The sequence below is a fragment of the Williamsia sp. z71 genome, from assembly GCF_059553375.1.
Window position 1 is genome coordinate 607,708 of record NZ_JCANWX010000001.1, and the last position, 25,018, is coordinate 632,725.

The following is a 25,018-nucleotide window of genomic DNA, read 5'->3' on the forward strand; positions in this document are numbered from 1 at the left end:
TTAGAAGTTGAAGATCCTGGTCGTAGTGCCGAAGTTGCGTGGCGGAGGTGCCGAGTTCGTTGCGCTGACATGGTCGAATTGGCTGGCACGGAACGGACACGGCGTCCATGTGCATACGTTGGCCTCTTTTGAGAGGCCCGAAGCGCTCGATCAGCAGATCACGTGGTCGTCCCCCGGATCGAGCCTCGGTCATCTGGCTTTGGTCCGTTCGCTCCGGCAAGTGGTCCGATCTACTTCGCCCGACGTCTGCCTGAGTCTGCAGCTGTATCCGAATCTGCAATTGCTGGCGGCCACGCTCCTTGGCGGCTCGCCGCCGGTGGTGATCAGCGAGCGCAACCTCGTGTCCATCGGTAAGAGTCGGCAAGGAGCATCGCACCGCGCAAAGATTCTATTGGCGAAGCTGCTGTATCGGCGTGCTGACAGGGTCGTCGCGATCTCACATCCGGTCGCCGCAGATCTGGTCGGCGCCTTCGCGGTCGAACCGGCACGCTGCGTGGTTGTGAACAACCCGTCGCTGGCGAAAGTCGGTTCGGCGGACGGGTCGTCGCTGACCACACCCGCCGCCGGTCCGAACCAGAAGATCGTGATCGTCCTTGCGTGTCGGCTGGTTTCGCAGAAGCGGCCGTTGGTCGCGGTCGAGGTCGCTGCCGAATTGAACAGCCGAGGCCACGAGGTGGAGCTGTGGGTCTTCGGAGCCGGGCCATTGGCAGAGAACCTTCGTGGTGCGGCGTCGGAGTCGAACGTCAAGCTGGTCGACATGGGCTGGACCGATTGCTGGTTCCGTGAAGTGCCCACTGGTGCAGTCCATTTCCTGCCTTCTGACCAGGAAGGCCTGGGCAACGTTCTTGTCGAGGCTGCCGGCGTCGGGATCAGGTCGGTGGCATATTCGGGAGCACTCGGCGTGGCTGATGCCGTGGTCCCGGGCATCACCGGTGTGTTGGTGGCCGAACCCGTGGTCAAGGACTTTGCCGATGCGGTGGAATCAGAAGCGGCGAAGGGCCCGTGCGACGCCTCCGAGTGGTTGGAAACCTTCTCCGAGACCTCCAGCGGCAAGGCGATTCAGACCGTCCTGACCCGTGTCGTTCAGGAACACTCAGCGGGCGGACTCGATGAAGCGAGAGCGTGACGCCATCTGTCTCCAGATCGGTGGGGCAGGAGATATTGCCGGTGGCCTGTCTCAGGTCATCGCCGCGATAGAGCGCGGCCGCTTCGAGAACTTCAGAGTCGGCGTGCTGCCGACGCGCTCGAGTGGTTCGCCGCTTCGAACCGTCCTCCGGACGTCGAAGGTATTGCTGCATCTGGCATCGCAATTCCGGAATCGCAGACGGACCGTGATCGCTGCGCACTTGTCCCAGGGCGGTTCGTTCCTGCGGGAAGGTGCGATCGTGCTGGTGGCGTCCGCACTCGGATTCCCGGTTGTCGCACACCTTCACGGGAGTGCGTTTGCGGCCTATTCGGCGAAGAACCGGCGCCGATGCTCGTTCGTGCTCAAACGGGCCTGCGCGGTTGTCGTTCTCTCGGACGAGACCGAGACGGCGGTGACCCAGTTGCTGCCGGGCGCCGCGGTACACAAGCTGGCCAATGGGGTGGTGGTCCCTGAACTCACCGAAACAAAATCCAAGACGATCGTGTTCGGCGGAACGGTTGGTCTGCGAAAGGGTGTTGACACCCTGCTCAGCGCCTGGACTCAGGTCGAACCCCGCGATTGGATGCTACGAGTGTTCGGTCCGGTGGAGATGTCCATCGATGCGTGGAACGACCTGCCGCAGGCGGCCGTTGAGGGTCCATTGGATCATGATTCGTTGCTTGGTGTGCTCGATCGGTCCATGGTTGCCGTCCTTCCGTCTCGCGCGGAGGCACTTCCGATGTTCTTGCTGGAAGCCATGGCGCGCGAGAACGCGGTGATCTCAACAACAGTGGGCGGAATACCGCAACTCATCGGCAGCGACCGTGGACTGCTCGTCGAGCCCGGTGATGTGGACGCGCTTGCTACCGCGTTGCAGAAGTTGATCGACAACGTCGACCTCGTTGCCCAGATGGGTGCGTCCGGGCGACGCGTTGTCGAAGAGAAATACAGTGCCGAACTGGTCTTTCAGCAGCTGGAAGATGTTTGGAGCAAGGCTTTGTCGTCGAAAAACAGGGAGCTCGTGTGACAACGTTCGTACCGTTACGCGGTCAGTACGACAACATCGGGGACATCATTCTTCGACGCCAGCTCGGCAGATGGCTCGAACCGGACAGTTCTGTCTATGTGGGACACGCTCCGGCGGACTTCGTTGCCGGTCTGGAGCTCGATCCACGTATGCGGACGCACACCTCGTTCCGGCATTGGGCACGGGAGTTGACGCGCGCAGAACGGGCCGCGACGTACGTGTTCAAGCCAGGTGAAATCCAATTGTCGGCTCCCGGGATGAAGGAACATCTCGGGATGTTGCCGGCTCTTGCGCTCGTCCGTGCCCGCGGTGGCAAGGTTGCGCGCGTCGGCGTGGGTGCGCGCGGCGATTCACGCGTGTACGCATTAGCCTGCTCACCGTCGGTCCGGCTCTCCGTACTGTCGTGGTGGCGCGACGAAGAGACGACCCGAGTACTTCGCAAGGGCCGCACCATTCCCGACCTCGCGTTCGGAGAGGGCGCGACAACGGCCGACTGGCCCGACCGCCGTCCGCGAATGACGGTGTCCCTCCGTGGAGACCTCCCCACACCGGATGGCCAATGGCTGGCAGGCGTTCGTGGGGTGGCGCATGCCCGCGGGCTCGAACTCATCGCTGTCAGCCAGGTGGGTCGTGATGACGAGCGAACGAGATGGCTTGCGCGCGAACTCGATTGTGATGCACTCGAGTTCGGGGATCGCGACATGGTGAAGTTGGAGACCGACCTGCGCGCCGTGTACGCCGAATCGGCCCTGATTGTGAGCAACCGGCTTCATGTATTGATAGCGGGCATCACTGAGGGAGCGAAGGTCAGTGCAGCCGTGCCGGGCGGATCGGCCAAGGTTCAGCGTCACTTTGATGCAGTCGGACTCGGGAATGTGGCTTTCGATACCCGCGGTTGCAATGCGGCTCTGATCCAGAAGACGATGGAGACCGTGATCGCGGGACAGACGGATCCCCTCGTCGTTGTTGACAATGCGCGGATCGAGTTGCGAAAGCTCCGGTCGGAGTTCTTTGACGTGATGTACGCATGAACACCGCGACCCGATCGGTGACGGCGATTGTCCCGGTTCACAACGATGGCGAATCCATCCGCGGTGTACTTCAGAATCTGCTCGACCAGGACACCGCATGCAGGTTGGACATCGTCGTCATCGATGATGCGTCCAGTGATTCGTCTGCTGACGTGGTGCAGGAGTTCGTCGAGGACCGACAGAATGTCACGCTCATCTCCCTGGTGACCAATGGCGGGGTCGCCCGCGCGCGGGAGAGGGGGTTGGCCGAGGCGACGGGAGAGTTCGTCTGGTTTGTCGACGCTGACGACGTGATACCCACTAACGCGCTCGGTGCGCTGGTCGCCGCTGCGAGTAGCAAGGATGCCGACGTGGTCATCGGCGCAGCCGAGGTGATGGCGCTCAAAGGCCGCGGAATATCGGGCGGTGGGGACGTGCCCGGTGTTTCAATGATGACCGGCGGTCAGGCATTCGAACTACTGCTGAAGGGGCGCATTCGAGGCCAACTCTGGGACAAACTGATCAAAAGGCAGTTGTTCGATGGCGCAGATATCGTTCGAGCACCAGTGCATTCTGACCTGCCGTTGACCGCGCAGGCACTGGCCCGCGCCGACTGCGTGGTGCAGATTCCGGATGTGGTTTATCGGTATGTCGTCCGCGAAGGCTCGATCATCGGCCGGTCGAGACGCAGAGTGGATTCGATTCGTATGGTCTGCGATTTCGTCGTAAAGCTTGCCGGTCAGTTCGATTCGTCACCGGATGCAGTCGCATACTTCCGTTCGCGAAACCTTGGATTGTCGCTGATCAGGGACGTCGGAGCCTCGGAGTATTCGCCGGTCGAACAACGTGAACTGCTCGCCGAGGCCAAGAAATCGATCTCCTTGTCCAGCGTCCGTATGGCAATCGCGAGCAAAGAGTTCTCACGCGGTCTGACATTTGGGCTCGCGAGGGTTTCACCCCGGCTGTTTCTCGCAGTCCGCAGCAAGGTTGACATCGGGCGTTAGGAAGCGATTCCCCGCGTAGATATCGCAGATCGAGTTGCCAATTCGGTTGTCGGCGAAGTATGCGGTGACCTCTTCGATCGCTATCCGCTTCGGGCGGTAGACGTTGAGGTCCATCGAATTTCCCCGGTAGGCTTCTTTCTCGTGGTTTGCCGCATTCAATGTTGCGTAGTTCTTACGGAGCACGTCGCCGTCCAAGACTTGTCTGCGCAGACCATTGCCATCATCTAGGTCGGCATATACCTCGACGAATCCGTCGGCCGCGTCCGTTGACATCTTCATGTGAACGGCAACGGTAATCCATCGGTCGACGATCGGAGTTATTCGCCAGATGTCCTCGGCGTGGATGGACGAGCCATCAATGGACACACCGCCGACGCCGAACTGATGTCGTTCGTTCTCGGAATCGTAGTTCCAGCCGATTCTCAACGGTGCGGTGGCAGCCCAGGGGTATCCATATATTTGCGCATACATGATGTGGCCTTTGGACCTTGCTATCTCCCGCAGCTCCGATTTGCTGAATTCTGGGATCATGAGGGTGACAGAGGCCCAGAACTCGGTGCATTCTTCGAGCGTTCGTCCTGGTGTCGACATCTGCGCCCGTGGATTACTGGTGGCTCCGACATCGCCGCGCAGGACACTCATCTTCAATACCTTGTATTTACTGTCCGGTACTGGATCCTTGACAAGCTTCATCCTGTTGCGGTGATGAAATGAGGTATATTGCGAGACGCCGAATTTCTGGAAATCGGCGGTGAAGGTCGCAACGGGCCTCGGTACGCAGCCGTAGGGCACACTTGCATTTGACCCGAACTGGACTTGACATGCGGTGACGATTGCCGCGATCAGCCCGATTCGCAAAATCCGCGCAGGTATATGAGAACGTTTCCCGTTCCGCTTCGACGCGTATGTTATTGCCCTAGCATGTCTCCGCAGCGCCCTGGGTCTTCTGTGCACCCTGCGATTCTAGGTGCCGTGACCTGGTTGGTCACGTCGAAATATTCCATGTTGAGTGCCGATTTGATCACGTTGGCTGAGGCGCGGGGCGGCGGAACCGATCGAAGGCTTGAGTTGACTCCCTTTGAGCCGTTGACTGCCGGTGTTTCGAAAAGGTGACTTAGCTAATTCGACTTACCCTTGAGCGACAAATGGCGGCCGGTTGGGTGCTGTGGGGGAGGGCGGTGAACCAGAAGCATTTACCTCCGTTACGTCGTTGCTTCGCGCAAGTTGCAAAATTCTCACCTGTCCCACCCTCAGTGAGCGCTGCGGGCCCAGGCAATGCATAATTTGAAGCACACCGTATCTGAGGACCCTGCCCGCCGCGCGGGAGTCGAAGGCATTTGTGAACTGATGTTGCCGGCATGCAGGCGCCGAATTAAGGTGCTCCTGTTCAACTTTGCGGGGGTCTGGGGCGGCCCGAAAAATACATTTGTTCAGTGAATGCGTTCACCATCGATGGGAATGGGAGGCCTGGTTCTATGGACCAGACACCGTACGATCTACAACAGTCGAGCAAAGGTTCGCTGCGATCCAGTGTCGAGGTGGTCAAACGCGGTTGGGTCGTCGTCGTCGTGGCGGCACTGATTTTCGGTGCCGCAGGGCTGGTGTACTCATTGCTTCAGGACCCGGTTTACAAATCAACCGCAACTCTGTATGTGACATCGGGTGGTGAATCGAACACTCAGTCCGCTTATCAAGGCTCACTGGCATCTAAGCAGCGTGTCGATTCGTATGCGCAGTTGGTTGATTCGCAAGCTGTCGTGCAGGCCGCTATCGATGCCGGTGACGTTCCATTGAGTACAGGAGCCGCGAAGAAGGCGCTGACGGCGACTACCACCCCCGATACTGTTCTGCTGAAAATCTCTGCGTCCACCGCAAACAAGGACGCTGCCGCAAATTTGGCGAATGCCGCGGCTCAGTCGATGACGACATACGTCAAAGAGTTGGAAACGCCTGCAGGCGGCAGTGATCCGCTCGCGAAGTTGACGGTTGTGACTCCGGCCACTGTGAACGGGACGCCGGTTTCTCCGAACATCCCGCAAAACGCCATTCTTGCTCTGATCGGGGGCCTGATTGTCGGCCTGGCAATAGTATTTGTCCGCGATCGGTACAACAATAAAATTCGCGGCGAGGAGGAGCTCGGGTTGGTGACCGGGTCATCGGTTCTTGCCGCCGTCCCATCTGACGACCTCCTGAAGGAGCAAGGTCTTATCGACTTCAGCTCTGGCGCGACGCTTGCCGCCGAGGCTTACCGAAAGTTGCGGACGAACTTGGCGTTTACCAGCGTCGATAAGCCATCGCGGCGCATCGTCGTCACCAGCGCACTGGCTGCGGAAGGTAAGACGACAACTGCGATGAACCTCGCTGCGGCGTTGGCGGAGACGGGCAAAAAGGTCGTCCTGGTTGACGCCGACCTCCGTCGTCCGCAGGTGTATCACCGGACGGGCGGTATGGGCGACATTGGTTTCACGAACTACCTCAAAGGTGACGGAGCCATCGTGGATCTCTTGCAATCGAGTGAAGTGGACGGGCTGCAAATTCTTGCATCTGGCCCTCAGCCGCCGAACCCCGCTGAGCTGCTTGGTTCCAAGAAAGCTGGCCAGGCGATCGAGGAACTGGCAGCAATGTTCGACTATGTGGTCATCGACTCTCCTCCGCTGTTGCCGGTGACTGATGCTGCCGTGTTGGCGCAATGGGCTGACGGCATCTTGTTGGTTGCCAGGGCGAACCAGTCACGCGTGCCTGAAGTCAGCTCAGCAGTTGATCAGATCCACGCCGTGAACGCCGAGTTGGTTGGTGTCGTGCTGACCGATGTTCCAGCCCGTGGTGGAGCGTACAAATACGGCTATTACTACACCTCATCGGACGTCATGAAGAAGCCCGGGTTCTTCGGACGCTTCAGCAAGAAGCAGCGTAAGCACCAGGACATCGAAGTTGCTCTCGAGCCGGTGTCGCCCGGAAGACATAGGTGACAACGCGCCTCAACTCAGGTGAGGAGCGGGTCGTGGGCATGGTGGTTCGTCAACCGTTGACCCGTGCACAGCAGGCGCTGTGGGCGGTTCAACAGGCGATGCCACTGTGCCCCATAAACATCGCCGAATACATCGAACTGACGGGGTTCGTCGATGTTGATCTTCTCCGTACGGTGGCCCAAGAGGTCGGCCGGCAGACCGGGATCGCATTTACCCGGTTCGAACAGACCGACAACGGTGTCGAGCAGGTCGTCGACCGCGACCTGAGCGACCACATCACCGTGAAAGACCTTCGCGGTGAGCCGGACCCGATGGCTGCCGCGCAGCTGTGGATGCGGGCCGACTACACCCGGCCTGTCGACCTGTTCGCCGATCGGCTGATGGCATCGGCGATCCTTCAGGTTGCCGATGACACGTGGTTGTTCTACCAACGCGGACATCATCTGGTGTTCGACGGGGCCGGCGCATTTTCGATGTTGGAGATGGTTGCCGGCACCTACGGTCGGCGCTTCGCCGAGGGCACCGGCGAGCCGGTTCCTGCACGGGACCTGGCCGGTCTCGCCCAGGCAGACGTCGACTACCGATCTTCTCCACGGTACGAGAAGGACCGGGAGTATTGGCGTCAACAGGTGGCGCAGCTGGCACCTCCAGTCAGCTTGTCTCACCGTGTGGGCCCGGCGGAAGCCGGGCCGCTCCGTGTCTCGGGGGTTGTTCCCCGTGAAACCGTGAGCTCGCTGAAGCGCGCCGAGACATCGCTGCGCACAACGCTGCCGGTGCTTGTCGCAGCCGCGGCCGCGGGCTATCTCGCGCGCGTGACCGGCCGTGGTGATGTGGCATTGAGCTTGCCGGTGGCCGCACGGACCACGGCTTTGCTGCGGAAGAGCTTCAGCACGGTGTCCAACGTCGTACCGCTGCCGACTGGCATCGGGGCGGAGACAAACGTCGAGTCTGCGGTGAGCTCAACCCAGGCCGCGATGATGGGTGCCCTTCGGCACCAACGCTTCCGGTTCGAAGACATGCTCGAGCTGATGCCGGGCGACAACTCCCCGCTGGCCGGTCGGGAGTTCACCGGCCCTCTGTTGAATCTCATGCTCACCGTTGACGCTCTGCAGTTCGGGGATGCCGACGGATCGCTGCATATTCTGTCGACGAGCGCGGTCGACGATCTCGCGATCAACCTGTACCGCACCGGAAACCCGAGCGAACCCGACGAGTTCAGGTTCGACCTCGAAGCAAACCCGAACCGCTACACCGAGGAAGAAGTCCGCGGCCACCACACCCGACTCCTGAACTTCGTGGCGTCGGTCGCCGACACGGCATTACACGAGCCTGCACAGACTTTCGACGACCTTGCGCTGATGGCACCGGGTGAACTCAGCCGGGTGCCGAGCACTCCGCACCCCGCCCCGGCCCCCGCAACCCTGCGCGAACTTCTCGACGATGCCGCCTGCCGTTACGGAGCCGTGCCCGCAGTCCACGCAACGTCGGTGCAGTGGAGTTACGCGGACCTGTCGTCGCGGTCGCGGCAGTTGGCCCACCATCTCCAGGCGCGGGGCGCCAGGCCGGGCACCACCGTGGCCATCGCCACCGGACGGGGTCTCGACCAACTGCTCGCATTCTGGGCCGTGGCCCAGACCGGCGCGACGATCATGCAGATCGATCCCGCACACCCGCGTGAGCGAGTCAAAGCCGTGCTTGCCCAGGCTGAACCGATCGTCGTTCTGACGGCTGCCGGTGGAGTTGAGCCCGAGTCCGGCGACCGCTGGTGGGATCTGTCCGACGTCGAGCTTGCCGGTACACCCGACACACCGGTCGAGCCGGCTCGTCCGTTGTCTGTCGACGACGTCGCCTATCTCGTCTACACCTCCGGCTCGACCGGAACCCCCAAAGGGGTGCAGGTCACCCACCGGGGACTGTCCGCGCTGATGGAGGAGCAGCGACTCCTCGGCGTGGTTGAGGGATCGCGGGTCTCGGGTTTGGCGTCGCCGGCCTTCGACGCCTCCGTGTTCGAGATCCTGCTCGCTGCGTCGGGCGGTGGCGCATGGTGTCCGGCGCCGACTGATGTTGTCGCCGGCCAGGAACTGGCCGATTTCCTCGTCACCGGCACGATCACGCACACGGTGATCACCCCCAGTGTGTTGGGCACGATGGATCCCGACCAACTGCGCGCCGACGTGTGTGGCACGTTGATGTTGGCCGGTGAGGCCTGCCCACCAGACGTGGTGCGCCGCTGGGGGAGTGGCCGCGATGTGTTCAACCTGTATGGTCCGGCCGAATCGACGGTCATGGCCACGGCAACCGCGCCCTTGGCGGCCGGTGATCAACGCCCGGCAATCGGAGCGCCGATCGCCGGCATGACCTGTCTGGTCCTCGATCACCGGTTGCGTCCGGTGCCGGGCGGCGTGGTCGGCGACCTCTACTTGGCAGGGCCCGCACTGGCGCGGGGCTACGCAGACCAGTCCTCGCTCACGGCAACGGCGTTCGTGGCCAACCCATGGAATCCGGACGGCGGACGGATGTATCGCACCGGTGACCGCGTCCGCTGGGATGAGACCTTCGCGCAGCTTCATTACGTGGGGCGAAGTGACGATCAGGTCCAGGTTCGCGGGGTACGCGTGGAACCGGGCGAGATCGCCATGGCCGCGCTGACCCATCCGGACGTCAAGCAGGCCGCGGCTGTTGTGGTCGACGTCGGCCGCGGGGACCAGTTGGCTCTCTACCTGGTCACCGGTTCCGAGGATCGACGGCTACCCAAACGCGTCCGCAAGCACATCGCCTCTCGGCTGCCGACGTCGATGTGGCCGGCGCACATCGTGGTCATCGATGCGCTGCCCGTCACCACCACCGGAAAACTGGATCGCACCGCCCTTACACATCCCGACCTCACCGAGGCGCGCTCGCACCGCCCGGCCAAAACCGAGACCGAAAAGGCACTGGCGCAGGCCATCTCGGAGATCCTGAACATTCCCGACCCATCGATGGACGACGATGTGCTGGCACTCGGTGGCTCGTCGCTCGATGCCACCCGCATTGCGGCACGGATCAGGGAACTCACTGATCGCCCGCTCGGCCTCCGCGATGTCCTCCAGGCCGCGGACCTGGCCGAGTTGGCCGAGATCATCGACCGCACCGCCACCCAGGCGGCGCAGAGCCACGACGTGACCACCAGGGCAGCGCGCCCACCGGCCACGCCAGGTCAGGTGTCGCTCATCCTTGCGGACCGGCTACAACCCGGATCCACCGCGAATCATCTCGGCGCGGACGTCGAACTCCGTGGACCGCTGGACCGCAATGCACTCGCGGCCGCGCTCGCCGATGTCGTCGACCGGCACGAAGCGTTGCGCACCGTCATCCGGATGGAATCCGACGGCACCGCCTGGCAGGACGTCGTCGATACCCGAGATGCCCTGACTTCGATCAGTGTCGACGTGACCGGCAGCGAATCCGAGGTTGCGGACGACCTGATCGATCCGACCATCCGGCCGCCCCTGGTCGTGCGGTTGACGCAGATCGCGCCGGAAACGCACCGGTTGTCAGTGCGCACCCACCATGCGGCGGTCGACGGCTGGTCCCTGGGCGTCCTGACGGCCGACCTGGCAACCGCCTACCGGGCCCGCCTGGCGGGATCTGCACCGGCGTGGGCGCCGACGACCCAGTACGTCGACGCGACCGTCGGCGGCGCCCCCGCCCCGGAAGTTGTTGCCGCGCAGCTCGAACTGTGGAAGAACGAACTCGCCGATCTGCCACCGCGTCCCGAGCTGCCCGCGGATGTGAGCGCCGTGATGGCGGACGCGCTCGCCCCGGCCGCAGTGGTGCGGCGGACCCTGGGTGCATCGATGTCGTCTCTGCTCGCTGCGGCCGCCGCCGAGCGGGGGATCAGCACCTTCGCGTGGCTGCACGCCTGCCTCGCCGTGACCGTGGCCCGCTACACCGGCACCGACGACTTCGTGATCGTGGTTCCACAGGCCGGGCGGGCCGGGTCGCACCTCGACAATGCCGTCGGAATGTACGTCAATCCGGTGGCGATTCGCTCGCGCAACAGCCTGGCCGGCACGTTCGAGGACGTCCTCACTCGATCGGCCGAAGCGATCGGGTTCGCGCTGAACTCTGCTGATGTCCCGCTCGGCGCGGTCGCGTCTGCAGTGGAACCGAGGCGCGACGTCACCACAACACCGCTGTCCGACATCCTCCTGACCTACCAGAACCATCCACTCGGACAATGGAACATCGACGGTCTCGACATCGAGGTCCATCCCCACGAGCCGGTCCACGCGCGAGTCGCGTTGCAATGGATCGTCGACGAGACCGCGGACGGACTCCGTATCGAGCTGACCTACCGCAGCGACCGGTTCAGCGCACCGATGGCCGCAACTCTGTGCCATGCGTATGTGACGGCCATCGCCCAGTCGGTGGCCGCGCCGAATGCGGCTCCCGCGCAACTCGTTCCAGGACAGCACGTGCCCATTCCCGCGGTGGCGTCCGCGTCCAGCACACTGGTACACCGGATTCTGGAGGTGGCGCAGCAGACTCCGGACGCGGCAGCGCTGGCGTTCGGGGACGAGACATACACCTATCGCCGACTGGTCGACGAGGCTCGGGCGCTGGCAACGGTCCTGGTGAACGCCGGCGTCACCCGTGGTGACCTGGTGGCTGTTGCCCTGCCCCGCGAGGGCCGGGCTCTTGTTGCCCAACTTGCGGTGATGTGGGCGGGCGCGGCATACGTGCCGCTCGATCCCGGCTACCCGGAGCAGCGCATCCTCGCCATCCTCGAGGACGCGCAACCACGGGTGGTGCTGGTGAGTTCGGCCACGCGCCACCGTATTCCGGAAGGAATGCGGCTCATCGATGCCGACGTTCGGGACCATGTCGGGGGCTCGGCGCCGGAACTCGACGGTCTCGCGGCCACCGACGGCGCCTACGTCATCTTCACCTCGGGCTCCACCGGACGACCCAAAGGTGTTGCCGTCACGCACGGCAACGCCCTCGCGCTGCTGGATGCGTGCGAGCAGGTCTACCGCTTCACGGCCGACGACGTGTTCAGCTGCACCCACTCGACCGCCTTCGACGTCTCCGTATTCGAGATCTTCGCGGCCTGGACCTCCGGTGCGCAGGTGGTCCTGTTCGACCAGCTGACGGTCCGCGACCCCCAGGCGCTCTGGCCGTTGCTCCGGCGCCACGGCGTCACGATCCTGTCGCAGACACCGTCGGCCTTCTACCCGCTGGCGACGGTGGCCGCCCGCGGCGGTGAGCTCGGCCGGTTGCGTGCGGTGATCTTCGCCGGTGAGGCGCTGCGTCCCGAACGATTGATGGACTGGCACAACACCTTCGGCGATGGCGTTTTGCTCTCGAACATGTACGGGATCACCGAGACCACGGTGCATCTGACCGCCGGTGCGGTGGCACCGGAGGATCGACGGTCGCTGATCGGTGAACCACTGGCGGGTTCGGCATTGCTGGTGCTCGACCGCAATCTGCAACCCGTGCCGGCCGGTGTGTGGGGCGAGCTGTACGCCTGTGGGCCGCAGGTGACCCGCGGATACGTCGGTAGGCCGGGGCTGACCGCCCAGCGATTTGTTGCCTGCCCCGCCGACCTCGGTGGTGGCCGGATGTACCGAAGCGGCGACGTGGTCCGGCGAACCCTCGAAGGACAACTCGAATACCGCGGGCGCTCGGACCGGCAGGTCCAGGTGCGTGGACATCGGGTGGAACCCGGCGACATCGCCGCAGGGCTGCAGGCGATCCCGGAAGTGGCCGAGGCCGAGGTGGTCATCCGCAACACCGAATCGGCGGGCGGCGGCGACATCACCGGCTACGTTCGGCTCAACGATGAGCTGCCGGTCGACCAGCGGCCCGGTGAAGAACACCTGCGGGCGATGGCCCAGCGGCTGCTGCCGGCGTACCTCGTCCCCGCGCGCATCGTGGTGGTGCCGCAGTGGCCCCTGAACGCCTCCGGCAAGCGTGACATCTCGGCGCTGCCGGAGCCCCCGATCCGGGTTTCCGCAGGTGGTGCGGAAGACGGAGACCTCGACTCGCCGGTCTGTGCGGTGGTGGCCGAGGTGCTGGCCGTCGACCCCGACACGATCAACTCGACCGTCAGCTTGTTCGATCTCGGCGCGAACTCACTGTCCGCCATGCACATCGCGCTGCTGCTGTCCGAGCGGACCGGACGCGATGTCAGTGTTCGCATGGTCGCCGGTGCGGCAAGTATCGACGACCTGCAGGCCGCGGTGAACGCGGCTCCGCTGCACAGCCGCGACAAGGCTTCCGCGGGCAACACTGCACCGCCGCCGCCGACACCTCAGCAGCGGGCGCTGTGGGCGCTCAGCCGGATCGACGCGAGCAGCGCCGTCTACCATCTGCCCGCGGTGATCGAACTCCCGGCGGCGGCAACACCGCGGGCCGCGGTCGACGCATTGATGGATGTGGTCGCCCGGCACGAGGTGTTGCGCACGGTACTGAGCGATCACGGCGGACTCCCGCAGCCGCAGCTGCTACCGCTGGACCAGATCCGGAATCGATTGACCGGCATGCTGACACCGCGGCCGCTGCCGGACGCCCATGCGGAGTCGAACCTGAGGTCGGAGGCGCGCAGGCCGTTCGATCTGACCACCGACCTCCCGTGGCGCGGTGATCTGTTCGAACCGGCCGGTCCCGATTCCGGACTCCGGCTGTTACTCGTCGCGCATCACGTCGCGGTCGACGGCTGGTCGATGGCAGTTCTGGCGCAGGACTTCGGCCGGGCTCTTCAGGCCCGGGTGGCCGGTACCGCCCCGCTCTGGCCGGCGCCGGCTGCGCAGTACCGCGATCACGCGTGGAGCACGATGCGATCGATGGGGACGCAGGAGCGGTCGACCGCGCGTCGTGACCGGGTGCTGGAGCACTGGTCATCGATGCTCGACGACGCCCCGATCCACCTGCCGCTGCCGTTCCGGGCACATCAGGGTCAGGCATCACTGGGGCCCGAGCCCGCTGAGTATCTCGACGTGACGATCCCGGCGCGAACACGTACTGCATTGCAGCGCTTGGCCACTGGCGAAGGTGCAAGTGCCTTCCACGTACTGCACGCCGCGCTGGCGGCCACGATCGGCCAGTTCACCGGTACCGACGACATCATCATCGGGACACCCACCGCCGGCCGCACCACCGAAATGCTCTCGGCGGTCGGCATGTTCGTCCAGACCGTGCTGTTGCGCACCGATGCCCGGCCGGCTGCCTCTCTACGGGCGGCCATCAGCGCCAGCCATCAGGTGGTCGCCGACGCGGTGGACCACGCCGACGTCGCCTTCGAAGAGGTCAAAGCGCACCTGGCGCCGGCCCAATCACTCGGGTCGGACGCCTACCTCGATGTGATGGTCGCGTATCAGCTCGCCCCGGAAGCCCCGGCAGGGCAGGATCTGTCGGTCACCCCGATCAGAATCGGCCACGCTCGCGTCCCGCTGGAATTCACGATCACCGACCACGGTGACGGTGCGGCCATGGAGGTCACACTCAGCTACGGCCTGTGGCACGTCGACCCGGCCATGGCGCAGCGGTTGGCCGGAGCCTTCCTCCGGACGGTCGAGGCGATGGCGGACGCGGCCGATCCGGCTGCGGTGACCATACACCAACTCACCACGCCACGGACCGACGAATTGGCGCACGCTGCACTGTCGCTCGAGCAGCCGAAGCCCGATGACTTCGTGGACGTGACCGAAAGGATTGTGCTGCAGGCGGAAGCGACGCCCGACGCGATCGCGACCGTGGACATCCACGGCAGCACCACCTATGCCGAACTCGTCGAACAAGCCTCTGCTGTCGCCGGCGTGCTCAGCGCCCGAGGAGTACGCCGGGGAGACCTCGTCGCGGTGATGGCGGACCGCAGCCGTGACACCGTCGTGGCGATGGTCGGAGTTCTGCTCGCGGGTGCAGGGTATGTGCCCATCGACCCCAACTATCCGGCCGACCGGATCTCCACAATCCTGAGCGACTCGAACCCCGTCGCGGTGGTCGGACACACCCGGCATGCCTCGATCACCCCCGAGCTCGGCAACATCATCGACATCACGGTGGTCTCACCGTCCGAAGAGGCGATGCGCGAACTCCAGGATCGGGATTCGGCGCCGCTGCCGCACGATCCGGCGTACATCATCTACACCTCGGGTTCCACGGGTAAACCCAAGGGCGTCATGGTGACCCGATCAAACATGACGACCCTGTTGCAGTCGGCACTGTCGGTGGTCGATGCGACCCGCGGCGACGTGTGGACCTGGTTCCATTCGGCCGCGTTCGACTTCTCGGTCTGGGAGATCTTCGGGCCACTGACATCAGGTGGACAGGTGATCGTGGTCGACCACGACACCGCACGCGAACCCGCTGATCTGGTTGAGCTGCTGCGTCGCCATGGCGTGACAATCCTGAACCAGACCCCGACGGCGTTCTCGCGTCTGGTGCAGCTGCCCGATGCGCCACTGCCGGATTCGGTCCGGCTGGTCCTCTTCGGCGGTGAAGCGCTCGATCCGAAGGCACTGTCGGACTGGCACTTCGGACATCCCGACGTCCGGTTGGTGAACATGTACGGGATCACCGAGACCACGGTGCACACATCGGTCACGGACGTCGACGTCACGGATGCGCGCAGCCTGATCGGATCCGCGCTGCCGGGTCTGGGGCTGCTGGTCCTCGACCGGTACCTCCGGCCACAACCGGTCGGTGCCACCGGCGAGCTGTATGTCACCGGGCCGCAGGTCACCGCGGGATACGCAAATATGCCCGGGCTGAGTGCAATCCGCTTCGTTGCGGCGCCGTGGGGTCCGCCCGGAACCCGGATGTACCGCACCGGTGATCTCGCGCGGTGGGTTGACGAGGAGAACCTGGAATACCTGGGCCGCAGCGACGCGCAGCTGAAGATCCGTGGCCACCGCTTCGAGCCCGGCGAGATCACCGCCGTCCTCCGCGCACAGCCGGGGGTGTCCGATGCAAAGGTGCTCCTGCACAACCGCGGTCGCGCCGGCGACGAGGTACTGGTCGGCTACGTCGTCGTGGACTCCGACGAGGTGTCCACGGCCGCACTCCGGGTGGCGTGTGCCGCGGTCCTGCCCGTCCACCTCGTCCCGGCACAGGTGCAGATCGTCACCGACTGGCCGACGACGTCCACCGGCAAGCTCGACGTCTCCCGCCTGCCCGCGCTCACCACCATCGAGGCCAGGCTGCCGCTGCGGGGCGCCGAGGTCGGTGTCGCCGCTGCCGTTGCACAGGTGCTCGACATCCCGGTGGCCGCCATCGGCCCGGACACCAACTTCTTCGAACTGGGCGGCAATTCGCTGTCGGCGGCCCGGCTCTCGGCGGCGATCAGTGCGCTCACCGGCTCTGACCTGCCGGTCCGGTCGATCTTCGAACGCCCGACGATCGCACTGTTGGCCACGGCGGTTGACGATGCCGGTGCGCACGCGTCCGTGCTTCCGATGGTGCATCCGGTGGCCAGGCCGCGCCCGGATCGGCTGCCGTTGACACCGCAACAGCAAGCTCTCTGGCTGCACTGGCAGGTCGCCCCGGATCGCACCGACTACAACCTCGGCGGGTTGGTCTCGATCGAGGACATTCCCGCCGACCGGGTCGAGGCACTGGTGCGCACGATGATCGCGCGGCACGAGGCCCTGCGCACCAGCTTTCCGGCAGATCAGGACGGCCCCTGGCAACAGCTGTGGGAATCCGGTTCGGTCGAGCTGGACCTGGACACGCAGGTGGTCGCCGATCCGGTGGCCGCGTTGTCGGAGCTGGACCGGCCGTTCGATCTGACCGCGGAATTGCCCTGGCGGGTCGCGTTGTTCGAGTCGCCTATGCATGGGATGCAGCTCGCCGCGGTCGTTCACCACATCGCGGTCGATGGTGAATCGATCCGGATCCTGCAGCAGGAGGCAGCGAACATCGGTGCCGGAATTCCACTGGTGTCACAAGACTTCGGATACAGCGATTACGCGGTCTGGTCCGACGACGTGCTCGCGCACAGCGGTGAGATCCTGCGCCGATACTGGGAGGGCGTGTTCGCCGAACCGGTGGCGAGGCCGCAACTACCAGGCCTGCGACCGCCGTCGGGCGAACCCGGGCCCAGCTCGACCGCCGAGATCACCGTTGATCAGGGAAGGTACTGGCAACTGCGCGAACAGGCGCAGGCGCATCACAGTTCACCATTCATGGTCATCCACGCAGCGTTGGCGGTCCTGCTGTCGCGGCTCGGTGACGAGCCGGACGTGGTCATCGGCACCGTCGCGGCCGGCCGGGACGTACCGGAGTTCGCCCGCACCGTCGGCATGCTTGCACGAACGGTCCTGTTGCGCACGGCCATCGACATCGAGAAGCCGTTCTCGGCGATCCTGCGTCAGGTCACCCGCACCGATCTCGACAGTTTCGCGCATGCGGCATATCCCGCCGACGCAGTCGCCGCGCTGGCCGATCCCGATCACGGCCGCGGTTCACGCCCGGTGGTGGACGTGTTCCTGGCCGACCTGGGCGAGGCGCCCGACGATGTGCTCCGCAGCGGGACCGAAGAACCCCAAGCGCGTTTCGGCCTGGATCTGATGATCGTCGAGGTCGACGGGACCCTGCAGATCCGGCTGGCCTACTCCGCCGACCGCATGGATGCCGCGGACGCCGACCTGTTCATGGATCGACTCGCGAACCTGCTCTTTGCGGTGCTCGACGATCCGGATGCGGCGCCGGCACAACATCTGGTCGGAACCGTCGAGGAGTACGAGCCGGTCCCCTCGGTGTCAGTTGGCCGGACATTGCCGGAACTGTTGCAGCGCAACGTGACTTCCCACCCGACAGCCGTCGCATGCGAGGACGGCGACTGGCAGCTGAGCTACCGCGACCTGGACTCGGCCAGTACCACTGCCGCCCGGGCACTGATCGCACGCGGCATCGGGCCAGGCGATGTCGTCGCGATCTGCGCACCGCGATCGATGTGGTCGGTGATCGCCACGTGGGCGATCGCCAAGACCGGCGCAGCCTTCGTCACCCTCGGAGTCGGCGACCCCGAGAGCCGCCAACGTGCCATGGCCACCGCGTCCGGGGCAACACTGGGCGTGCACGCACCCGATCGACGACCGGCACTGGACCTCGACTGGCTCGACCTGTCGCAGATCGTTGCAGCGCCGGCCGGTCCGACCGGCGTGCTGCCGTTCGACACCGGCGAACGAGTGCGCCCGATCATGCCCGCCGACGTGGCCTACATCATCTTCACCTCGGGGTCGACCGGAGAACCCAAGGGCGTCAGCGTCACTCACGCCGGACTTCCGGCATTGGTCGACGCGGTGGTCGAACACACCGGTCTGCGGCCGTCGAGTCGGGTGCTGCACAACTACGCCACCGGGTTCGACGCGCACCTCATCGAACTGATCCCAGCCTTCGCCGTGGGGGCCACCGTGGTCGTCTGTCCGCCGGAGATCATCGGTGGCAGCGAACTCGGTGACCTGCTCGAACGCCGATCGATCACCACCTTCTTCTCCACACCTGCGGTGATGGCAACGATCGACCCCGAGAACCTGACCACGGTCAGAGTTGTTGCCACCGGCGGGGAATCACTGTCCGCGACGGTCGCGCACCGCTGGGCGTCGCCCGAGCGCCGGATCGTCAACTTCTACGGTCCCACCGAGGCCACGATCGCGGTCACCGCCAACCCATCCGTGGTCGCCGATGCGGTCATCCCCATCGGTCGGTCGATGGCCGCTGCCGCCACCTACGTTCTCGACAGCAGACTGCGGCCGGTCCCGCGGGGTGTTGTCGGTGAGCTGTACCTGTCGGGTGCCGCCCTGGCCCGTGGCTACGTGGGGGCCAGTGCGATCACCGCGGGGCGGTTCGTGGCGAACCCGTACGGCGCCCGCGGTTCACGGATGTACCGAACCGGGGATCTGGTACACCGCAACGTATCCGGTGACCTGGTGGTGCACGGACGCAGTGACAGTCAGATCAAGATTCGCGGTATCCGGCTGGAACCCAACGAGATCGATACGGCACTGGAGTCGTTGCCCGGCGTCGAACGTGCCACCACCGGTATCTCGTCGGCGGGTGCGCAGCCGGTGCTGTCGTCCTGGCTCATCGCCGATCCCGATCGCCCCTGCGATGTCCAGGATGTACGTGAGCGCTTGCGGGAGATCCTGCCTGCCACCCACATACCCACCCACATCACGGTGGTCGACCACTTCCCGATGACCCCGAGCGGCAAACTCGATCGGCGCGCGCTGCCGGTGCCCGCGCCGACGGATCACACACTCACGCCACCACAAACACCGACCGAGCTCGTTGTCGCAGCCGTGTGGGCCGAGGTCCTGGAGATCCCGGTGAACACGATCGGGCGGCAGAGCGAGTTCTTCGCCGCCGGTGGAACCTCGCTGTCGGCCAGCCGGATGGCCGGCAGACTGCGGGAACAGACCCGCCGTGACGTGACCGTGCGGCAGGTGCTCGATTCGCGAACCCTCGCCGACCTGGCCGGGGCCATGGACACGTTGGCGGCCGTACTGCCGGCCGGCGAGGCGCCCCGGCATCTGCCCGTGCCCACGGATCTGGGTCTGGCCTATCCGCAGCAGCGACTGTGGGTGCTCAACCGGATCGACCCCGACTCGACCGCGTACCTGATCCCGTTGGTACTGCGACTCGACGGCGACCTGGACACCGCACGCCTGGCCGAGGCGGTCGCCGGGATCCAGCGCAGGCACGACAGCCTGCGCGCCACATACCCGCAAACCCCGCAGGGGCCACGGCAACTCATCGGCGATCCGGATCGGGTGATCACCCCCTCGGTGGTCGAGCTCGCCGCCCAGGACGTCCCGCAGCGGATCATCGACCTGGTCACCGCGCCCTTCGACCTCACCACCGAGCCCGGCTTCCGCGGTGAGATCCTGGTCAGCGGTGAGCGCGAGACCTGGTTGGTCATCACCCTGCACCACGTGGCCGCCGATGGGTGGTCGATGCCGCTGCTGGTCTCCGACCTCATCAGCGCATACGTGGGAAATCCAAGTCCGGCAGCACAATTGACGTATGCCGACTTCACCCAGTGGCAGAATGCGCGGCTCGGTGACCCGTCCGATCCGCACAGTCGATATGCCACGCAGATCGTGTTCTGGCAGCGTGAACTCTCCGGCGTCACCGGACCGGTTCGGTTGCCCGGCCGGCTCGCGAACAGCCCCGCGCGCGCTGCCGGGGGAGCGGTCCACGCCTCGATCGACGCGACGACGCTCGGGAACCTCACCGGGGTGGGCCGGTCGGAGTCGGCCACCCTCTTCCACGTCGCCCACACCGCACTGACAGCGCTGCTCGCGCAGCGCACCGGTGACCAGGATCTGGTCATCGGGGTACCCGTGCTGGGCCGAGACGACCCGGCCTGGGAGTCGGTGGTGGGGATGTTCGTCAACACCCTGCCGCTGCGCACCACCATCGGCCCCGATCAGCCGGTCCGCGAGGCGTTGCGCCGGGTGCGGGACACCAACCTGACCGCGCATGCTCACGCCGACGTCCCGTACGACGCGGTGGCGCGAGCAGTGACCGGTGGGCGCAGCGGTGTGGTCGGCGGCGCGGGCGCAGATCCGCTGATCTCGGTACTGCTGGTGCATCAGGAGGCCCTCGGTTCACTGTCGGCCGACCACCTGGCAGTGCCCGGACTGGACGTCGAAATCGTGACGGACAGTGCATCTCTCGTCGCCCCGAAATACGACATCGAGGTGGTGTTGGCGTCGGGTACCGACGGGACGCTCGACATCACCCTGGTGCACGGCCCGGCCATACCGAAAGAGTTGGCGACCGCATTGATCGCCGACTATCAACAACTGCTGCACGCGATCGCCACCGCGCCGGGTCAGCCGTTCCCGGTGTTGCACACCGCCGACACCGGTGCCCGCGCGCCGGCGGACGAGGCAGGCGAGGTGGGCGTCGCGCTGCCGGCTGCACCCGTCGCCGGCGACCCGGAACTCGAACGCGTCGTCACCGCGGCGATGGCCACCGTCTTGGGACTGCCCACCGAAGAGATCGGCCGGACCGACAGCTTCTTCGACCTCGGTGGCAGTTCACTCTCGGCCACCCAGGTGGTCGCCATCATCGGAGAGGCGACGGCCGCCACCGTGCCGGTGCGACATGTGTTCGCGGCACCGACCCCGGCCGCGTTGGCAGCCCTGCTCGGCTCCTCCGAAAGCGTTGCCGCCGAGACACTTCCCCCGTTGACGGGTGCGGGTGCGCCCGCAGATGTCGGCGGAATCCCGCTTTCGCCGGCCCAGCACCGCCTGTGGCTGGTGCAACAGATGCTGCCGGAACGCCCGCTCTACGCGGTCCCGGTGGTGGTCGGTGTGCCCGCGGCGGCGGATCCGGTCGCGGCCTGGCGTGCGGTCGCCGCTCGGCATGCACCACTGCGGACGCTGTATCCCGAGTCCGGCGGTGCGCCGGTGCAGGTGACCCTCGAGGACGCCCCGGAGGTCGTCGATCTCGGTGACCGCGAACTGACCGATGTTGTCGGTACCCTGCTCGCCACGCCCTTCGACCTGACGGCGTCGGTCCCGGTGCGGGTGGCATTGGTCCAGCAATCCGGACACCGATTCCTGGTGATCGTCGCCCACCACATCGCGATGGACGGGGAGTCGGTCAGTGTGCTGCACCGCGACCTCGCCACCGCACTGGCCGGAAACCCGCTGTCGCCGTTGCCTGTCGACTACGGGCAGGTGGCCCGTTGGCAGCACCTGGTCAACACCCGGATGCGGGCACCGATGCTGGAGTTCTGGCAGCATGCCCTGGCCGGCTACCCGGGAGTCCTGGAATTGCCCGATTGCGCCCCGCGGGACCCGCGACGGTCATTGGCGACCGCAACGGTGTCGGTTCCGGTCGATCAGAGCATCACCGACGCGGTCGCCCGGACCGCTCGGCGCCTCGGTGTCAGCGAATTCCACGTCCATCACGCCGCCCTGGCCCTCACACTCTCGATCGCCTGCGGCACCGACGATGTCGCGGTCGGCACACCGGTGTCACTGCGGCGACATCCGGAGACCGCCGACATGGTGGGCATGTTCGTCTCGACGGTGGCGCTGCGAACAACGCTGCACACCGGGATGAGGACGGCGGACCTGATCAACCTCGTCCGCGACACCGACCTGGCCGCACTCGATAACGCCCTGCTCCCGTTCGACGAGGTGGTCGCGCAACAAGATCCGATCCGGGAGATGGGCCGGCACCCGATCGTCCAGGTGACACTGGCCGTCAACGACGAACCCGGCGGCCAGGTCCCCGACGAGCTCAGCCCCACCTCCGAGTTCGACCTCCAGGTGACGGTCGGCCGCGACGCCGCGATGTTCACCCACGCCACCGCCCTGTACGACAAACGAGCCATCGAAACCCTGGCATTGCGCTGGAACGTTGCCCTGCAACTTGTTGTCTCCGAAGACAACCCGTCACTCGAGACCGCCGACCTTCGGACCGAAGAAGAGTGCGCCGACCGCCTGCACCGCAGCACCAGTGGGCCCGCTCTGACCCTCGGTGAGATGCTGCAGGCCTCGGTGCTCCGCCGGCCGAACACGGTGGCCGTGGATGACGGGACGAGAACCCAGACCTACGCCCAACTCGACCGGTGGTCGTCCGCACTGGCGGCCGAACTGGTCGCGGCCGGGGTGCGCACGGGTGACCCGGTGGCAATGATGTTGCCGCGCAGCCTCGAATCGGTGGTGGCCTTCTGGGCGATCGCGCGCCTCGGCGGGGTCTACCTACCCATCGACCCGCGGTATCCGGCCGAACGTATCGAACGGATGCTGTCGGCGAGCGGCACCCAGGTCGCCATCGCGTCCCGCACGGCGTCGCAGTACACCTGCGCCACGATCGAGGTACCCGACCCGGAGAACCTCGGCCGGTCGGCGGTGGACTGGGTGTCGGTGACCCCGGGCCATCCGGCCTATCTCCTGTTCACCTCGGGGACCACCGGAGTGCCGAACGGTGTGGTCGTGGCGCACCGCGGACTGCGCGCTCTGGTGGAGCCCACGGTGTTCACGACGAGCCCGCAGGAGCGGATCGCGCACATGGCCAGCCCCAGCTTCGACGCATCGATCATGGAAATGGTGTGGGCGTTCGGGTCGGGCGTGACCCTCGCGGTGGTCCGTGCCGACGACGCCGGCGGCCGCAGTCTCACGCAGCAGCTCCGGTGGCTCACCGTCGACCAGGCCATCATCACCCCCTCGGTCCTGGCCACCCTCGACGAGACCGCATTACCGCGGCTCCACACGATCTACGTCGGTGGTGAGGCCTGCCCGCCGGAACTGGTCTCCCGGTGGAGCAACGGCCGCAGCATGATCAACGGGTACGGCCCCACAGAGACAACGGTCATCGGAACCTCGCATGGACCCATGCAGGCGGACACCGCCTCCATCATCGGTCGGGGCCTGCCCGACATGAGGACCCATGTGCTCGACGCCCACCTGCGCCCCACACCAGATGGAGCGCTCGGAGAGCTGTACTTCGCCGGCCCGGGGTTGGCCATCGGCTATCACCGGGACACGCCGCTGACGGCCTCCCGGTTCGTCGCCGCCGCGGATGGGCAGCGGATGTATCGCACCGGAGATCTGGTGCGCCGGTTGCAAAGTGGTGACCTCGAATACCACGGCCGGGCCGATCGTCAGGTCAAGATCCGCGGCCAGCGGATCGAGCTGGCCGAGGTCGACGCGGCCCTGGTGGCAGCGGGCGCCCGCACCGCGTTGACCGTGCTGCGCGCCGGACCCGCCGGCCCGGTGCTGGTTTCCTACGTGACCACGGACGGTTCGGACCTGACGCCCGAGAACCTGCTGGATGCGGTGGTCACGACCCTGCCACATCACCTCGTTCCCGCCGCGATCGTTCCGATGACCGAACTTCCGCGCACCCCGGTCGGCAAACTCGACACCGCAGCACTTCCCGAACCGTCCTGGTCGGTCGTCGGCGGGACACCGCGGACCGACACCGAATCGGCTGTGGTCGAGGTGTTCCGGGATGTTCTCGGAATTCCGGAGATCGGGATCTACGACGACTTCTTCGCGATCGGTGGCAACTCGCTGCTCCTCGCCTCGGCCGCGGCGGCCTTGACCAAGCGGCTCGACCGTCCGGTACCGGCCGCTGTGCTGTTCGCGCAGTCGACACCGGCAGCACTGGCCGCGGCCCTCGACCACTACGCCGATCTGGTGTCGGCACTGAGCTCGGTGGTGGAACTGTCCACCGGCGAGCGGCGGGGCACACCACTGTGGTGCATCCATCCGATCAGCGGTCTGGTGCTCGACTACCGCCCACTGGGGGAGATGCTGCCGATCCCGGTACTGGGCTTGCAGATGCCGGGTCTGGACGATCCCGCTGCGCCTCACCTGTTCTCGATCGAGGAGATGGCCGCGCATCACGTCGAGAGCATTCGGCGCCACCAGGCGTCCGGCCCATACCGTCTTCTCGGCTGGTCGCTGGGAGCGATCCTGGCGCACGAGGTCGCCCGCCAGCTGACCGCGGCCGGTGAGACCGTCCAGATGCTGGTGCTGCTCGATCCCCGCCTCGATCTCGACGCCCATGGCGGCGCGGTCATCGACGAGACACTCGAGCGGACCCTGCGCGCCATCGACCCCGAGCGGTTCGAGCAGTACCGGACCCGGTGCGCCGAGGCGATCGCGGCGGCGATGGCCTACCGGCCGGCCCCGGTGACCGCCGGGATCACGGCTTTTGCCGCAGCGCTGGACAATCCGAACCCGGCGCAATGGCGATCGCTGGTATCCGGGGCGATGGTCATCGAAGAGATCCCGGTGGCCCATCACGCGATGGGTGCCCCCGAGGCGATGGCGACGATTGCCGAGTTGGTGATCCGGCATCTACCGGGCGACGACCATGTGACAGATTCCGGTGAGACATCGGAACCGACGAAGTGAGCAGGAGAA

General features: G+C 65.6%; 7 protein-coding genes. 6 read left to right on the plus strand and 1 reads right to left on the minus strand.

Annotated elements, in window-relative coordinates; all coding sequences use genetic code 11:
- The first annotated feature begins 7 nt into the window (after positions 1-7).
- From AC51GR_RS02675 to AC51GR_RS02690, 4 genes are read left to right on the plus strand one after another with little or no spacing between them, the layout of a single operon-like run.
- Positions 8-1,126 carry a glycosyltransferase gene (locus AC51GR_RS02675; protein ID WP_496323087.1) on the plus strand — a complete coding sequence of 373 codons (1,119 nt, stop codon included), beginning with the start codon at positions 8-10 and terminating at the stop codon, positions 1,124-1,126.
- Positions 1,110-2,153, plus strand: a complete 1,044-nt coding sequence (locus AC51GR_RS02680) for a glycosyltransferase family 4 protein (protein WP_496323088.1) — start codon at positions 1,110-1,112, stop codon at positions 2,151-2,153. The genes AC51GR_RS02675 and AC51GR_RS02680 overlap by 17 nt, the downstream gene beginning before the upstream one ends.
- Positions 2,150-3,184 carry a hypothetical protein gene (locus tag AC51GR_RS02685; RefSeq protein ID WP_496323089.1) on the plus strand — a complete coding sequence of 345 codons (1,035 nt, stop codon included), beginning with the start codon at positions 2,150-2,152 and terminating at the stop codon, positions 3,182-3,184. The genes AC51GR_RS02680 and AC51GR_RS02685 overlap by 4 nt, the downstream gene beginning before the upstream one ends.
- Complete coding sequence (locus AC51GR_RS02690; protein WP_496323090.1) at positions 3,181-4,167, plus strand: glycosyltransferase family 2 protein; 987 nt, start codon at positions 3,181-3,183, stop codon at positions 4,165-4,167. Before AC51GR_RS02685 ends, AC51GR_RS02690 begins: the two co-directional genes overlap by 4 nt.
- Here AC51GR_RS02690 and AC51GR_RS02695 read toward each other — a convergent pair.
- Positions 4,117-4,959: a hypothetical protein gene (locus AC51GR_RS02695; RefSeq protein ID WP_496323091.1), complete on the minus strand. Its 843-nt coding sequence runs from the start codon at positions 4,957-4,959 to the stop codon at positions 4,117-4,119. The two genes, AC51GR_RS02690 and AC51GR_RS02695, sit on opposite strands and share 51 nt — an antisense overlap.
- 683 nt (positions 4,960-5,642) lie before the next feature.
- Between AC51GR_RS02695 and AC51GR_RS02700 the strand changes: the two genes are divergently transcribed.
- Together AC51GR_RS02700 and AC51GR_RS02705 are read left to right on the plus strand one after the other, a co-directional pair.
- Complete coding sequence (locus AC51GR_RS02700) at positions 5,643-7,136, plus strand: tyrosine-protein kinase domain-containing protein (RefSeq protein WP_496323092.1); 1,494 nt, start codon at positions 5,643-5,645, stop codon at positions 7,134-7,136.
- Positions 7,133-25,009 carry an amino acid adenylation domain-containing protein gene (locus tag AC51GR_RS02705; protein WP_496323093.1) on the plus strand — a complete coding sequence of 5,959 codons (17,877 nt, stop codon included), beginning with the start codon at positions 7,133-7,135 and terminating at the stop codon, positions 25,007-25,009. Before AC51GR_RS02700 ends, AC51GR_RS02705 begins: the two co-directional genes overlap by 4 nt.
- Positions 25,010-25,018: the final 9 nt, after the last annotated feature.